At 67.4% G+C, this 13164-nt stretch carries 15 protein-coding genes and 1 other RNA gene; 10 read left to right on the top strand and 6 right to left on the bottom strand.

Annotation, left to right across the window (positions count from 1 at the left end; genetic code table 11):
* Positions 1-2 precede the first annotated feature (2 nt).
* From accB to prmA, 3 genes are read left to right on the top strand one after another with little or no spacing between them, the layout of a single operon-like run.
* Entirely contained in the window at positions 3-455 is a 453-nt protein-coding gene (gene accB / locus AWR35_RS07955) for an acetyl-CoA carboxylase biotin carboxyl carrier protein (RefSeq protein ID WP_058575418.1), read from the top strand.
* 58 nt (positions 456-513) lie between these two features.
* Positions 514-1857 carry an acetyl-CoA carboxylase biotin carboxylase subunit gene (accC, locus tag AWR35_RS07950; protein WP_058575417.1) on the top strand — a complete coding sequence of 448 codons (1344 nt, stop codon included), beginning with the start codon at positions 514-516 and terminating at the stop codon, positions 1855-1857.
* The gene (gene prmA / locus AWR35_RS07945) at positions 1857-2756 is read left to right on the top strand and encodes a 50S ribosomal protein L11 methyltransferase (RefSeq protein ID WP_058575416.1); all 900 of its coding nucleotides are present in this window, start codon (positions 1857-1859) and stop codon (positions 2754-2756) included. The genes accC and prmA overlap by 1 nt, the downstream gene beginning before the upstream one ends.
* 12 nt (positions 2757-2768) lie before the next feature.
* On the opposite strand, the gene AWR35_RS07940 is transcribed toward prmA, so the two are convergent.
* The 5 genes from AWR35_RS07940 to AWR35_RS07920 are packed head-to-tail and all read right to left on the bottom strand — an operon-like array spanning position 2769 to position 8033.
* Entirely contained in the window at positions 2769-3671 is a 903-nt protein-coding gene (locus AWR35_RS07940) for a potassium channel family protein (protein ID WP_058575415.1), read from the bottom strand.
* The gene (locus tag AWR35_RS07935; protein WP_058575414.1) at positions 3661-4851 is read right to left on the bottom strand and encodes an FAD-dependent oxidoreductase; all 1191 of its coding nucleotides are present in this window, start codon (positions 4849-4851) and stop codon (positions 3661-3663) included. The genes AWR35_RS07940 and AWR35_RS07935 overlap by 11 nt, the downstream gene beginning before the upstream one ends.
* Entirely contained in the window at positions 4851-6077 is a 1227-nt protein-coding gene (locus AWR35_RS07930; RefSeq protein WP_058575492.1) for an FAD-dependent monooxygenase, read from the bottom strand. The genes AWR35_RS07935 and AWR35_RS07930 overlap by 1 nt, the downstream gene beginning before the upstream one ends.
* Before the next feature lie 8 nt (positions 6078-6085).
* Positions 6086-7438 carry an aminopeptidase P N-terminal domain-containing protein gene (locus tag AWR35_RS07925; protein ID WP_058575413.1) on the bottom strand — a complete coding sequence of 451 codons (1353 nt, stop codon included), beginning with the start codon at positions 7436-7438 and terminating at the stop codon, positions 6086-6088.
* Between the two features lie 43 nt (positions 7439-7481).
* Positions 7482-8033, bottom strand: a complete 552-nt coding sequence (locus AWR35_RS07920; RefSeq protein ID WP_058575412.1) for a UPF0149 family protein — start codon at positions 8031-8033, stop codon at positions 7482-7484.
* Positions 8034-8170: 137 nt separating this feature from the next.
* On the opposite strand from AWR35_RS07920, the gene AWR35_RS07915 reads away from it, so the two are divergent.
* The 5 genes from AWR35_RS07915 (at position 8171) to AWR35_RS07895 (ending at position 10174) form a co-directional block, all read left to right on the top strand.
* Positions 8171-8389, top strand: coding sequence for a hypothetical protein (locus AWR35_RS07915; RefSeq protein WP_058575411.1), 219 nt, complete (start codon positions 8171-8173; stop codon positions 8387-8389).
* A gap of 3 nt (positions 8390-8392) precedes the next feature.
* A complete protein-coding gene (locus tag AWR35_RS07910) occupies positions 8393-8689 on the top strand; it encodes a cell division protein ZapA (RefSeq protein WP_058575410.1) in 297 nt (98 codons plus the stop codon).
* Positions 8690-8759: 70 nt separating this feature from the next.
* Positions 8760-8947, top strand: a non-coding RNA gene (gene ssrS, locus AWR35_RS07905) — 6S RNA.
* 105 nt (positions 8948-9052) lie between these two features.
* Positions 9053-9682, top strand: coding sequence for a 5-formyltetrahydrofolate cyclo-ligase (locus tag AWR35_RS07900; RefSeq protein WP_058575409.1), 630 nt, complete (start codon positions 9053-9055; stop codon positions 9680-9682).
* A 30-nt stretch (positions 9683-9712) separates the two neighbouring features.
* Complete coding sequence (locus AWR35_RS07895) at positions 9713-10174, top strand: EVE domain-containing protein (RefSeq protein WP_058575408.1); 462 nt, start codon at positions 9713-9715, stop codon at positions 10172-10174.
* Between the two features lie 71 nt (positions 10175-10245).
* On the opposite strand, the gene ilvA is transcribed toward AWR35_RS07895, so the two are convergent.
* Positions 10246-11760 carry a threonine ammonia-lyase, biosynthetic gene (ilvA, locus tag AWR35_RS07890; protein WP_058575491.1) on the bottom strand — a complete coding sequence of 505 codons (1515 nt, stop codon included), beginning with the start codon at positions 11758-11760 and terminating at the stop codon, positions 10246-10248.
* A gap of 165 nt (positions 11761-11925) precedes the next feature.
* On the opposite strand from ilvA, the gene rpiA reads away from it, so the two are divergent.
* Together rpiA and AWR35_RS07880 are read left to right on the top strand one after the other, a co-directional pair.
* Positions 11926-12591: a ribose-5-phosphate isomerase RpiA gene (gene rpiA / locus AWR35_RS07885; RefSeq protein ID WP_058575407.1), complete on the top strand. Its 666-nt coding sequence runs from the start codon at positions 11926-11928 to the stop codon at positions 12589-12591.
* Positions 12592-12655: 64 nt separating this feature from the next.
* Positions 12656-13114 carry a RimK/LysX family protein gene (locus AWR35_RS07880; protein ID WP_066185124.1) on the top strand — a complete coding sequence of 153 codons (459 nt, stop codon included), beginning with the start codon at positions 12656-12658 and terminating at the stop codon, positions 13112-13114.
* The last annotated feature ends 50 nt before the right edge of the window (positions 13115-13164 follow it).

Genomic DNA, 13164 nt, shown 5'->3' with positions numbered 1-13164 from the left:
TCATGGATATCCGCAAGGTAAAGAAGCTGATTGAACTGCTCGAGGAATCGGGCGTCGCCGAGATCGAGATCAAGGAAGGCGAAGAGTCGGTGCGCATCTCGCGCAACTCCCAGCAGCCGGCCCAGCAACCGCCGATGATGCCGGCCGCCGCACCGGCGGCCCCGCAGGCCCCAGCCGCACCGGCCGCGGACGCGGGTGGCGAGGCACCTGCCGAGCCGGCCGGCGAGACCATCAACTCGCCGATGGTCGGCACCTTCTACCGTGCATCCTCTCCGGAGGCCAGCCCGTTCGTCGACGTCGGCACCACGGTGAAGAAGGGCGATACGCTCTGCATCATCGAGGCGATGAAGATGTTCAACCAGATCGAGGCCGAGGTCGACGGCACCATCAAGTCCGTCCTGGTGGAAAACGGCCAGCCGGTGGAATACGACCAGCCGCTGTTCGTGATCGAGTAAGGCGCTGCCTGCTCGCGACACGCCCAGCCGCTTTCGTCTTCCCAGGAGTTTTCCCAAGATGCTGAACAAGGTTCTGATCGCCAACCGCGGCGAAATCGCGCTGCGGATCCTGCGCGCCTGCCGTGAACTCGACATCGGCACGGTGGCGGTCCATTCCACCGCCGACCGCGATCTCAAGCATGTCCGCCTCGCCGACGAGTCCGTCTGCATTGGCGGCGCGCGCTCCAACGAGTCCTACCTCAACGTGCCGGCGCTGATCGCCGCCGCGGAGCTGACCGACTCGTCGGCCATCCATCCCGGCTACGGCTTTCTCTCCGAGAACCCCGACTTCGCCGAGCGCGTCGAGGAGTCCGGCTTCATCTTCATCGGCCCCACCGCCGAGTCGATCCGCCTGATGGGCGACAAGGTCACCGCCAAGGAGACCATGCGGGCCGCCGGCGTACCCTGCGTGCCCGGCTCCGAGGGCGCGCTGACTGATGACCCGGACGAGAACCACCGCCTGGCGCGCGAGGTCGGCTACCCGGTGATCATCAAGGCCGCCGGCGGCGGTGGCGGGCGCGGCATGCGCGTGGTGCACACCGAGGCCCATCTCCACCACGCCATCGAGATGACCAAGAGCGAGGCGGGCGCGGCCTTCGGCAACCCCGAGGTCTACATGGAGAAGTTCCTCGAGCACCCGCGCCACATCGAGGTGCAGATTCTCTCCGACGGCCAGGGCAACGCCATCCACCTGGGCGAGCGCGACTGCTCGATGCAGCGCCGCCACCAGAAGGTGATCGAGGAGGCCCCGGCCCCGGGCATCACACCCGAACAGCGCGCCCAGATCGGCGCGGTCTGCGTCGAGGCCTGCAAGCGGATGAACTACCGCGGCGCGGGCACCTTCGAGTTCCTGTACGAGAAGGGCGAGTTCTACTTCATCGAGATGAACACCCGCCTGCAGGTCGAACACCCGGTCACCGAGATGATCACCGGCATCGATCTGGTCAAGGAACAGCTGGCGATCGCCGCCGGCATCCCGCTCACGCTCACCCAGGAAGACGTCGAATTCCGTGGCCATGCCGTCGAGTGCCGCATCAATGCCGAGGACCCGGCCACCTTCGCCCCCAGCCCCGGCAAGATCAGCAACCTGCATATCCCTGGCGGCCTGGGCGTACGCGTCGATACGCATGTCTACAACGGCTACTCCGTCCCGCCGTTCTACGACTCGATGATCGGCAAGCTGATCACGCACGCCGGCGATCGTGACGCGGCCATCCGCCGCATGCGCGGCGCGCTCGAGGAAATGCTGGTCGACGGCATCAAGACCAATATCCCGTTGCATCGTGACCTGATGGCCGACTCCGGCTTCGTCCAGGGCGGCATGGACATCCACTTCCTGCACAAACGCCTCGGGATCTCCTGATGGCGGCAGAATGGCAGCACCTCTGGCTGGAGGTGCCGCGCGACGACGTCGAGGCGGTCGAGGATGCCCTGCTCGGCGCCGGCGCCCTGTCGGTCACGCTGGAGGAACTGGGCGACGAACCGGTGCTGGAACCGCAGCCGGGCGAGTCGCCGCTGTGGGCCGAGACCCGCGTGGTCGGCCTGTTCGAAGGCAGCGTGTCGCCGGCGACGATCGTCGGCACCCTGCACAGCCTGCTGCGCCCCGCCCTGCTCGACCGGCTGGGCCATTCGGTGTTCGACGAGGACGACTGGGTGCGCCGCACGCAGGCGGACTTCCAGGCCATGCCGATCGGCGAGCGCCTGGTGATCGAGCCGGCCTGGGATGACAACGAGACGCCTGCCGGGCGACTGCCCATCCGGCTCGATCCGGGCCTTGCCTTCGGCACCGGCAAGCACGAGACCACCCGGCTGTGCCTGGAGTGGCTGGAATCACAGGAGATTACCGGTCAGCACTGGCTGGACGCCGGCTGCGGCTCGGGCATTCTGGCCATCGCCGCCCTGCGACTCGGCGCCGGCCAGGTCGACGGCACGGACATCGATCCACAGGCGCTGACGGCCAGCCGCGGCAATGCCGATCTCAACGACATCGACCCCGCACGCCTGTCGTTGTATCTGGCCGATGACTACCCCGCCGGCCGACAGGTCGACGGCCTGCTGGCGAACATCCTCGCGCCAACACTGATCGAGCTGGCTCCCGTCCTAAGCCGCCACCTCAAGCCGGGCGCACGCTTCGCCCTCTCCGGCATCCTGACCCACCAGGCGGACGCCGTGGCGGCCGCGTGGCAGGCAGCCGGCTGTCGGGTCGACGCCTTCCGCGAACTGGGGGACTGGGCCCTGGTCGCCGGACACCGCCCGACCTGAACCGCACCCCGGTTATCGGCCGGGCGGCTCCCGCTCACCGGCGGGCTCGTCCCGTCGCCGGTCCTCCTCACCCCGACGCGCATCCTGCTCGCGCTCCAGCAACGCCTCGATCCGGTCCAGCCGGTGCAGGATCTGGGTATCGAGACGTTCCTCGTCCTCGCTGCTGGCCTCCATCTTGAGGCCGACCAGGAAGGCGGCAATCGATGCACTGATCAGGCTCAGCCAGACCACCGCGATCATCACGTAGGCCAGCCCCATGGCCCGCCCCGCCTCGGTCTGCGGCACCATGTCGCCGTAACCGACCGTCGACAGGGTCACCAGCGCCCACCACACCCCGTCGTCGAAGTCCGCGTACGTGTCCGGATCGAGCAGCGGCATCAGCGAACCGCCGAGCACCAGCAGGAAGGCGGTCATCAGGCCGATGGCGAAGAACACGTGTCGACCGAGTTCGCGGAAGTAGCGTCGCCCCAGCCGCAGCGCGGTGATCAGCACCAGCAGCCCGCGCAGCAGCCGCAGTCCGAGCAGGAATTCCACTGCTTGAACGAGGATCAACGGCAGGCCGATGGCGACCACGCTCACCAGCAACCAGTTGGTCTTGAGGTAGAAGGCCTTGTCCTTGACCAGCGCGAGCAGAATCAACTGCTCGACCAGGAAGAACCCCCAGATCAGCTGGTCGATCCAGAACCCCTGACCGAATTCGATCTGACCGGTATGCGCCAGGTACCACTGGAAGGGGATCCAGAGCGTGATCAGCAGCAGCGGCAGTTCCAGCCGGGTGGCCCAGCGCTGCGCGGCCCGTTCCTCGTAATCGGCCACCCCGGCAATGCCGAGTACGCGGGTGAGCTTCACCCCCCAGTAGATCAGCAGGCGGGCGGTGTGCTTCTCGGGCGGATCGGTGAAAGGCTTATCCGCCAAATCGCTGCCCTCCGGCCATCCGTGTCATCCAGCGCCGCAACGGCGGCACGCCGGCAACCAGCTGCGTCGCGGCGGTGCGGGCGGCGACCGTCAGCGGGTCGCGACGGCGATACCCCCAGTCAAAGCCGTCCATCAGCGATTGCACCAGCTGGTTGTCCGCCCGCCGACGGCGCTCGTAGGCACGGGCCAGACGGGTTGAGCCGGGGTCGCCGACAGCATTTTCCGCCACCAGGGCATCCAGCGCGTCGACGTCGGCAAAGCCGAGGTTTGCGCCCTGCCCGGCCAGCGGGTGGATCGCATGGGCGGCATCGCCCACCAGCAGGACGCGCTCGGCCCAGTAGCGGTGGGCATGCAGGCGGCGGATCGGGAACCAGGCCTGCCCGGCCACCCGCTCGATCTCGCCCAGTTCCGCGGGGAAGTGCGCGCAGGCCTCGTCGCGCAGGGCGGTCGGTGACAGGGCGTGACGGGCCCGCACCCGCTCCGGGGCGTCGTACCAGACCAGCGAGCCACGCGGGCCGGCCAGCGGCAGGAACGCCTGCGGACCGTCGGGCGTGAAGCGCTGCCAGGTGATGTCCTGCTGCGGATAGGCGGTCTCCACCGACAGGATCTGCGCGGCGACCGCGTAGTCGCGACTGCTCGCGCCGATACCCGCCGCCTCGCGCACCCAGGAGCGCTGGCCGTCGGCGCCGATGACCAGCTCGGCCGTCACGACCCGATCGTCGGCCAGCGTCACCCGCGCGTTGCGCTCGCCGATCTCAAGCCGCTGCGGCACGCTGCCGGTGAGAACCTCGACGTTGTCGCAGCCGGCCAGCTGCTCCCACAGCGCCAGCTGCACGCGTCGGTTCTCGACGATGTAACCGAGATACGGCCGGCCGATCTCGGCGGCATCGAAGGTCAGGTCGCCCGGGGCGACGGCATCGAAGACCCGCATGCGCCGGTAAAGGGCAGCGCGCTCGGCACGGATGGCGTCCCAGGCGCCGAGCCTGTCGAGCAGTGCGATGCTCGCCGGCGCCAGCGCCGAGACCCGCAGATCGAAGGGATCCTCGCCGCCCAGCGGGGTGGGCGGCTCCCGCTCGACCAGCATCACCTCGAGATCGCGCCGCGCCAGAGCCAGCGCCGCGGCAGCACCCACCATGCCGCCACCGACCACGATCACGTCCGCATGGCGCGCCGTACTCATCAGGCGATCCCCCGCGTGGCACGCACCAGACGATTCTTCAGCGGCAGCAGACCGTCGAACAGCGACAGCGTGCCGCCGCGCAGATGCCCCAGCCCGGGCAGATCGAGCGAAAAGCCGCGGACCAGACCGTCGGTCAGGCCGATGGTGCGCCGATAGTCCGCCATACGCAGCGAGCGGTAGCGGGCCAGGCGCTCCGGGTCGCCGGGGTCGACGGCCGCACCGCGATCGGCACGCAGCACCCGTGCAAGATCGCGGATATCGCGCAGACAGAGATTGAAGCCCTGCCCGGCCACCGGGTGCAGCGCGTGGGCCGCGTTGCCCAGCACCACCAGGCGGTCGTCGACCGGTTCGTCGGCCGTCACCAGGCTCAGGGGGTACTGCGCCCGCGGGCTGACCGCCGAGAAGCCGCCCAGACGATGACCGAAGGCCTCGTCGACCGCGCCGGCGAAGGCCGCATCGTCGAGCTCGCCCAGGCGTTCGGCCTCGCCGCGGCGCGCGACCCACACCAGGGAGACACGGCCGTCGGCGGCGGGCAGCACGGCCAGCGGCCCGCCGGTGGTGAAACACTCGAAGGCGACGCCATCATGGGCACGGCCCGGCATGGCGGTGGCGACGGTCGCGACCTGCTCGTATTCGCGACGCCGCACGGTCATGTCGGCCTGCTCGCGCACGGCGGACTCGGCCCCGTCGGCGGCGACCACCAGCCGTGCCCGCCGCGTGACGCGCTCTTCGTCCGGCCCCTCGAGCAGGGTGACGGTCACCCCGTCGGCATCGGTGTCGTGATGCGTGTATCGCGCCGGGCGACGGTAGGTCACCTGGCCAGGCTCTTCCGGGGGCTGTTGCTGCAACGCCTCGAGGCGATCGCCCAGTGCCCGGTTGGGCATGACGTAGCCGAGCGCCTCGACGCCGGCTGAACGGGCGGTGATGCGCGTCAAGCCAAAATGGCCACGGTCGAAGACACGCACTTCGCGGATGCGCTCGGCGGCAGCCGCCATTGATGCATCCACCAGTCCGAGCGTATCGAGGTACTGCCAGCCGGCATCGGCCACGGCGGTAAGCCGGCGATCGAAGCTGGCCGACTGACCGGCTGGCCGTGGCTCGACCACCTCCACGCACCAGCCATCGACCGCCAGTGCGCGAGCGAGCACGCCACCGACCATGCCGCCGCCGACGATCATCACGTCGGTATCGAATCCTGCCTGGCTGACCTCGCATGCTCGGCTCATGGACGGCATCACTCCAGTGGCTGGCTGACCGGATCGCGCCGGCCGGCGAACAGCGCCTCGATCTCGTCGACGCGTTTGGGCACCTCGCGGGTGAGCACCTCGAAGCCCTCCTCGGTGACCAGCACGTCGTCCTCGATCCGGATACCGATGCCGCGATAGGCCTCGGGGGCATTCGACTGCGGGTCGACGTAGATACCCGGCTCGACGGTCATCACCATGCCGGGTTCGAGCTCGCGCCACTCGCCGTCGACGCGGTAGCGGCCGACATCATGCACGTCGGAGCCCAGCCAGTGACCGGTGCGATGCATGAAGAACGTCCGGTAGCGCCCTTCCTCGATCGCTTCCTCGACCGGACCCTCGATCAGTCCCAGCGAGACCAGGCCTTCGGTGATGGTGCGCACGGCCGCCTGGTGGGGCGCATCGAACGACACGCCGGGGCCGATCGTCTCGATCGCCACCACCTGGGCATCGAGCACCAGCTGGTAGAGCTCGCGCTGCGGCTCGGAAAAATGACCGCTGACCGGCCAGGTGCGGGTGATGTCGCCGGCGTAATAGTCGACCTCGGCGCCGGCGTCGATCAGCACCAGGTCGCCGTCCTTGAGTTCGGCGGCGTTGGCCCGGTAATGCAGCACGCAGGCGTTCGATCCGCCGGCCACGATCGGCGCGAAAGACGGCTCGCCATGGGCGCTGGCGAACACCTTTTGCAGGATCGCGGCGATCTCGTATTCGAACAGCCCGGCATGCACGCCACGGGCCGCGGCCAGGTGCGCCTCGCCCGAGACCACGGCGGCACGACGCAGCCGGTCGATCTCGTGGGACGACTTGATCAGGCGAAGCTCGTGCAGCGGTACGGTGACGTCCTTGAGCGTCTGCGGCGGCTGGACACCGGCCCTTGCTCCGCGACGCAACTCGTCGAACCAGCCCAGCGCCTGCATCACCAGGTCGTGCTCGGCGAACGGCAGGTAGCACTTGGCATAACCGCGCAGAAGCTCGGGCAGTCGTTCGTCGATTTCGTCGATGGGGAATGCCTGGTCCACGCCCAGCACCGACGGGGCCTGCTCCACGCCCAGCTGCGGACCTTCCCAGCGCTCGCGCTCCGGATCACGCGGGCTGACGAAGGCGATCACCTCGCCGGCCTCGCGCTTGGGACAGAGCACCAGCAGCGCGTCCGGCTCGGCCAGCCCGGTGAGGTAATAGAAGTCGCTCGACTGGCGGAACGGCCAGGGGTTGTCGTGGTTGCGCTGCTGCTCGCACGCGGCGGGCACAATCGCCGCGCCACGTTTGCCGATCCGCTTGATCAGGCGCTTGCGACGACGCTCGTACTCGCGCCGCTCGGTAGCTGAGGGACCGATCGTCTGCATATCGTCTCTCGTGTCGAAATCGTTGGTCGCGGGTTCAGTCGGTCTACTGCAGCCGCTGCGAGCCGGCGCTCTCCGGCAGCGGCGGATGCAGCTGCAGGTACATCACCAGCAGTGCCGAGCTGAGGTACTCCTCGATCTGGTGGATGTCGAAGGCATCGTCATCGCTCTCACCCACCGAGTCGGGATCGAGCTGGGCAATGTCACCGAGATCGTCGAACACTTCGCGCGCCTCGTCGCTCAAGGCGCGGCGCGCCGGGCCGTTCTCGATCGCGTAGCCGTAGAGGACGCCCTGAGCGAAATCGATCAGCGCCTCCACCTGCGTCGTCATGGGCGCATCGTCGCCGGGCAGGACCAGGTTCAGGCCGAGGTTGTCGGCGGTGGTCACCTGCTCGGCGAAATCGCGGTACAGGCCGGAAAGCTCCGCCGGAACCGCCTGCGGCGACTCGTCGTCCTCGACCAGTTCGGCCAGCCAGCGCGACTGCTCGGCCGGCCCGCCGCCGATCCACATGCCGATCAGCACGCCGTGTGCTTCGGCGGGATTGGCCAGCGCCCCGATCGAGTCGAGCGCCTGCTGGAGTCGTTGGTAGTCGGTCATTGGCTCCCCGTTGGCATTCTGCATGGATCGTTGCAACCCACATTGTCACCGCTATCCCGGGCAAATGATAGACTCCAGCGGGTCGGGCGCCGCCCCGCCCGTGACCACCAGGGGCCCACACGCGGAGATTCGCAACCATGGCCGAACGGCTTGCCGACAAGATCGAACGACTGATCGCCGCCGCCGAGCGGGCTCACCAGGAACGCAATAACCTGCGTAAAACGGTGGATGCCCTGGCCGAGGAGAATCGCGAGCTGCGCCGGCTGATTGATCACAGCCACACCCGCGTCGAGGAACTGGCCGGCCAGTTGCGGCGTCTGGAAGACGAGGCCGTCCAATCCCAACCCGAGGACTGATCCATGAGCCAGCCGACGCATCCCGTCACCGTGCGGGTGATGGAAAAGGACTACCGCATCGTCTGCCCGCCCGAGGAGCAGGGCATGCTGCTGCGCACGGCGGAGTACCTGAACGACGAGATGGCGGAGATCCGGCAGACCAGCAAGGTGCTGAGCACCGAGCGCATCGCCGTGCTCGCCGCACTCAACATCACCCGCCAGCTCCTCGAGGGGCGAGAGCTCGAACTGCCGGACGATCTCGAGAACGGCGAGCTGGCCGATCGGATCGACCGACTGCTCACGGCCATGGAGCAGCAATAAGCCGGCGAACAGATCGCCAGGCGACGCAAGACGGCTTGAAAGCACCGGCAAGCGGACCTAGCATGAAGACAGTCTTCTGGGACGTGCGCCAGGCGGCGCTCAATCCCTTGAGCCTTAATTTGCGACACAGGGGGCGACAAAACGGTTCTGTGTGCATGTCCGCGACTCGGCGGAAAGCCTGATGAGCCGGGCGTGGCCCCCGACTTGAACCCTATCGGTTCAAGGTCGTAGCGCCGCCAGCGGCGTCCTGGAAGACACCTCATTCCCGACGGCCTGCAGGGCGATATCGCCTTGCAGGCCGTTATCGTGGGCGCCGCCCAAGAGGCGTCGTCCGCTCCCTGCCGCCCTCCCCCGATCGAACTCATGCTCAAGCCCGACAAAGCCACCCTGAGAAAGGCGCTGCGCGCACGCCGCAAGGCACTCGGCGGCTTTAAACGCTTCCAGGCCATCCGACGGCTGGAGGCCCGCCTCGAACGGCTCAGCCGTGGGCTCTCGTTGCAGACCGTGGCCGCCTACTGCGCCTTCGATGGCGAACCCGAACTCGACGGATGGCTCAAGCGCCACCGCGGCCAGATCTGGTTGCCGCGGGTGCTGCCGGACTACCGACTGGCCTTTCATCACGCCGACCCGACCACCGCCTGCTCGAACCGGCGCATGCCACGAGGGCGCACCAACCGCTTCGGCATCATCGAGTCCAGCGATCCGCGCCAGCGGGGCATCAACAGCCTCGATGCGCTCCTTATCCCGCTGGTGGGCTTCGATGCGCAGGGCAACCGCCTGGGCATGGGCGCCGGCTTCTACGACCGGGCACTGACCAAGCGCCATGGCCGACGGCCGCTGGCCATCGGCGTGGCCTTCGGCTGCCAACAGGTCGACGCGCTGCCGGTCGACCCCTGGGACCAGCCGCTCGACTACATCGTCACCGACAGCGGTATCATCGACGCCCGCCGCTCGGCCGGCCACCTAGGCCGTCATTCCGGCCATCCGGACTGATTCCCACTTCACGACGCACAGGAGACTGTCATGGCCTACTGGCTGATGAAATCCGAGCCCGACGCCTTCTCGATCGACGACCTCGAACGGGTCGGCACCGAGCCATGGGACGGCATCCGCAACTACCAGGTACGCAACATGATCCGGGACGAGATGAAGCCGGGCGACCGCGCCTTCTTCTACCACTCCAACACCAAGGTGCCGGGCATCGTCGGCATCATGGACATCGTCAGCGAGGCGCGGCCGGACCCCACCGCCTTCGACCCGGACGAGAAGTACTACGACCCGAAATCCGATCCGGACAAGCCGCGCTGGCTGCTGGTAGACGTCAAGTACGTCCGCCACACCAAGCGCGTGATCCCGCTGCCCGAGCTCAAGGCCGACCCGGCCCTCGAGGAGATGCCGCTGGTGCGCCGCGGCAACCGCCTGTCGATCATGCCGGTGAGCGAGGACCAGTGGGAGCACATCCTCTCGCTCGAGGATCAGGGCTGAGACCGCCCGTCCCACGATATAAAAAAACCGCGCCGAGGCGCGGTTTTTTAAAGCGGCAAGCCCAAATTGTCTTACGCCAGGAAGAGCGGGTAGACCGGGTTATCGCTCTCGGCCCAGTAGGGGTAGCGCAAGTGTTCGAGGTAATCGGTCAGCTCGGAGACCTCGCCCTCCGGCACCTGGATGCCGACCAGCACCCGGCCGTAGTCGGCGCCGTGGTTGCGGTAGTGGAACAGGCTGATGTTCCAGCGCGCGCCCAGGTGGGAGAGGAACTTCAGCAAGGCGCCGGGACGCTCGGGGAATTCGAAGCGGAACAGGCGCTCGTCACGGATGTCGCCGGCGTGCCCGCCGACCATGTGGCGGCCGTGCAGCTTGGCCATCTCGTTGTCGGTCAAATCGATCACGGGATAGTCGGCCGCCTCGAGCTGTTCGAGCACCCGCTTGCGGTCGGCCTGCTCGGCGAGCTTGATGCCGACGAAGATATGGGCCCGCTCGGCATCCGCGTAACGGTAGTTGAACTCGGTGATCTGGCGGCGGCCCAGCAGTTCGCAGAAGGCGAGAAACGCGCCCGGGCGTTCCGGGATGGTCACGGCGTAGAGCGCCTCGCGGTGCTCGCCGATCTCGGCGCGCTCGGCGACGAAACGCAGCCGGTCAAAGTTCATGTTCGCCCCGGAGGCGATCGCCACCAGGGTCTCGTCGGTCAGGCCCCGCTCGCGGGCATAGCGCTTGAGGCCGGCGGTCGCCAACGCCCCGGCGGCCTCGTTGATGCTGCGGGTGTCGTCGAAGATGTCCTTGATCGCCGCCGCCATCTCGTCGGTATCGACGGTAACCACCTCGTCGACGGCCTCGCGGGCAACCTTGAACGAATGCTCGCCGATCTGGCGCACGGCCACGCCATCGGCGAACAGCCCGACCTGCTCGAGCATCACCCGCTCGTCGGCCGCCATGGCCGCGGCCAGACAGGCGGCATCCTCGGGTTCGACGCCGATCACGCGGATCTCCGGGCGCAGGGCCTTGACGTAGGCGGCCACGCCGGCGATCAGCCCACCGCCACCGACCGGAACGAAGATGGCATGGATGGGGTCGGGGTGGTGACGCAGGATCTCGGCACCCACCGTGCCCTGCCCGGCGATGATGTCGGGATCGTCGTAGGGCGGGATGTAGGTAAGCCCCTCGGACTCGATCAGGGTGGTGGCGTGGGCGAAGGCGTCGTCGAAGGCATCCCCCACCAGCACCGCCTCGGCACCGCGGCGGCGTACGGCATCGACCTTGATCGCCGGCGTGGTCTCGGGCATGACGATCACCGCGCGCAGGCCGAGGGTCTGGGCGGCCAGCGCCACGCCCTGGGCGTGGTTTCCCGCCGAGGCGGCGATCACGCCGCCGCCGATGCGTCCCTCGCGCCAGAGCTTGTGGATCTTGTGGTAGGCGCCGCGCAGCTTGAAGGAGAACACCGGCTGCATGTCCTCGCGCTTCAAGAGCACCCGGTTGCCGATGCGTTCGGAAAGCTGGACGGCCGGCTCGAGCGGCGACTCGATGGCCACGTCGTAGACCCGGGCCTTGAGGATTTCCTCGAGATAGTCGCGCAGCAGGGGCGTCAAGTCCGCACCTCGTAATGAGTGATTTACGGGCGATGTTGCCCGCCAAACCGTGGTAGTGATATAGGATAGAAGGTTACCAGAAACCCGGGAAAACCCGTGGCCCCGCGGCATCGAGCAGCCTCGGCGGGGCCTTTCGAAGTAAAGAGCGAGACAAGAATGAGCAACACGGAACAAGGCAAGAAGCTGGCCGCCCAGGCCGCCATCGAATACGTACCGGCCGGCAGCGTCGTCGGCGTGGGCACGGGCTCGACGGTCAACTACTTCATCGACGAGCTGGCCAAGATCAAGAACCGCATCGAGGGCGCGGTCTCGAGCTCCGAGGCCAGCACCCAGCGCCTCAAGGACCACGGTATCGAGGTCTTCGACCTCAACAGCGTCGACTCGGTCCCCGTCTACATTGACGGCGCGGACGAATCCAACGAGAACCTGCAGCTGATCAAGGGCGGCGGCGGTGCGCTGACCCGCGAGAAGATCATCGCCCAGATGGCCGACAAGTTCGTCTGCATCGCCGACGAAACCAAGCTCGTGGACGTACTCGGCGCCTTCCCGCTGCCGGTCGAGGTGATCCCGATGGCGCGCAGCATGATCGCCCGCGAACTGGTCAAGCACGGCGGCCAGCCGGTCTACCGCGACGGCTTTGTCACCGACAACGGCAACCAGATCCTCGACGTGCATAATCTGCGCATCATGGAACCGGCTAAACTCGAAGCGGAACTCAACGACCTTCCCGGCGTCGTAACCGTCGGTATTTTCGCCCTGCGTCCGGCGGACGTGCTGATACTGGGCACCGCGGACGGCGACATTCGCAAAATCGACGGGTAATCCTTCCTGTATGCACCACAGCAATCGTTTCACTCGCGTTGGTCACTTCCTTTCGGCTGCGCTGATGACCTTGGCCCTCGTCGCGCCGGCACAGGCCGACGACAAGGAGATCTTCGGCTACGTCGAGGACGTCAAGGTCATGGAGCTCGACTGGGTGATGGAGGCCAAGCTCGATACGGGCGCGACCACCTCCTCGATCGACGCGCGCGAAATCGAGCCCTTCGAGAAGGACGAGGAAGACTGGGTGCGCTTCAAGGTGGTCGACCGGGATACCGGGACCGAGGCCTGGCTGGAACGTCCGGTCGAGCGCGACGTCAAGATCAAGCGCCACGAGGGGAAATCGGATCACCGCTACGTCGTCAGTCTGACCTTCTGCGTCGACAACATGGAGATCAAGGAAGAGGTCACCCTCAACAACCGCGACGGGTTCAACTACCCGGTACTGGTTGGTCGCAACCACATGGCAGGACGGATCATCGTCGACCCGGAAGAACGGTTTACCGACGACCCGGACTGCAAGTAAGACGCAACCACGCGGCCGGCTCCACGCCGGCCGTTTCCTTCTCGGGCATC

Origin of the sequence: Guyparkeria sp. WRN-7 (assembly GCF_001641825.1) — a bacterium.
In the GTDB taxonomy this organism is placed as follows: domain Bacteria; phylum Pseudomonadota; class Gammaproteobacteria; order Halothiobacillales; family Halothiobacillaceae; genus Guyparkeria.
Note: the sequence above shows the minus strand (reverse complement) of the source record. Positions and strands in the feature narration are given on the sequence as shown.

Bases quoted from the DNA above. Each gene is read 5' to 3' on its own strand.
- AWR35_RS07930 (WP_058575492.1), bottom strand. From the start codon at position 6,077: ATGAGCCGAGCATGCGAGGTCAGCCAGGCAGGATTCGATACCGACGTG.
- accC (WP_058575417.1), top strand. From the start codon at position 514: ATGCTGAACAAGGTTCTGATCGCCAACCGCGGCGAAATCGCGCTGCGG.
- AWR35_RS07920 (WP_058575412.1), bottom strand. From the start codon at position 8,033: ATGACCGACTACCAACGACTCCAGCAGGCGCTCGACTCGATCGGGGCG.
- prmA (WP_058575416.1), top strand. From the start codon at position 1,857: ATGGCGGCAGAATGGCAGCACCTCTGGCTGGAGGTGCCGCGCGACGAC.
- AWR35_RS07895 (WP_058575408.1), top strand. From the start codon at position 9,713: ATGGCCTACTGGCTGATGAAATCCGAGCCCGACGCCTTCTCGATCGAC.
- AWR35_RS07880 (WP_066185124.1), top strand. From the start codon at position 12,656: ATGACCTTGGCCCTCGTCGCGCCGGCACAGGCCGACGACAAGGAGATC.
- AWR35_RS07925 (WP_058575413.1), bottom strand. From the start codon at position 7,438: ATGCAGACGATCGGTCCCTCAGCTACCGAGCGGCGCGAGTACGAGCGT.
- AWR35_RS07900 (WP_058575409.1), top strand. From the start codon at position 9,053: ATGCTCAAGCCCGACAAAGCCACCCTGAGAAAGGCGCTGCGCGCACGC.
- AWR35_RS07915 (WP_058575411.1), top strand. From the start codon at position 8,171: ATGGCCGAACGGCTTGCCGACAAGATCGAACGACTGATCGCCGCCGCC.
- accB (WP_058575418.1), top strand. From the start codon at position 3: ATGGATATCCGCAAGGTAAAGAAGCTGATTGAACTGCTCGAGGAATCG.
- AWR35_RS07910 (WP_058575410.1), top strand. From the start codon at position 8,393: ATGAGCCAGCCGACGCATCCCGTCACCGTGCGGGTGATGGAAAAGGAC.
- AWR35_RS07935 (WP_058575414.1), bottom strand. From the start codon at position 4,851: ATGAGTACGGCGCGCCATGCGGACGTGATCGTGGTCGGTGGCGGCATG.
- rpiA (WP_058575407.1), top strand. From the start codon at position 11,926: ATGAGCAACACGGAACAAGGCAAGAAGCTGGCCGCCCAGGCCGCCATC.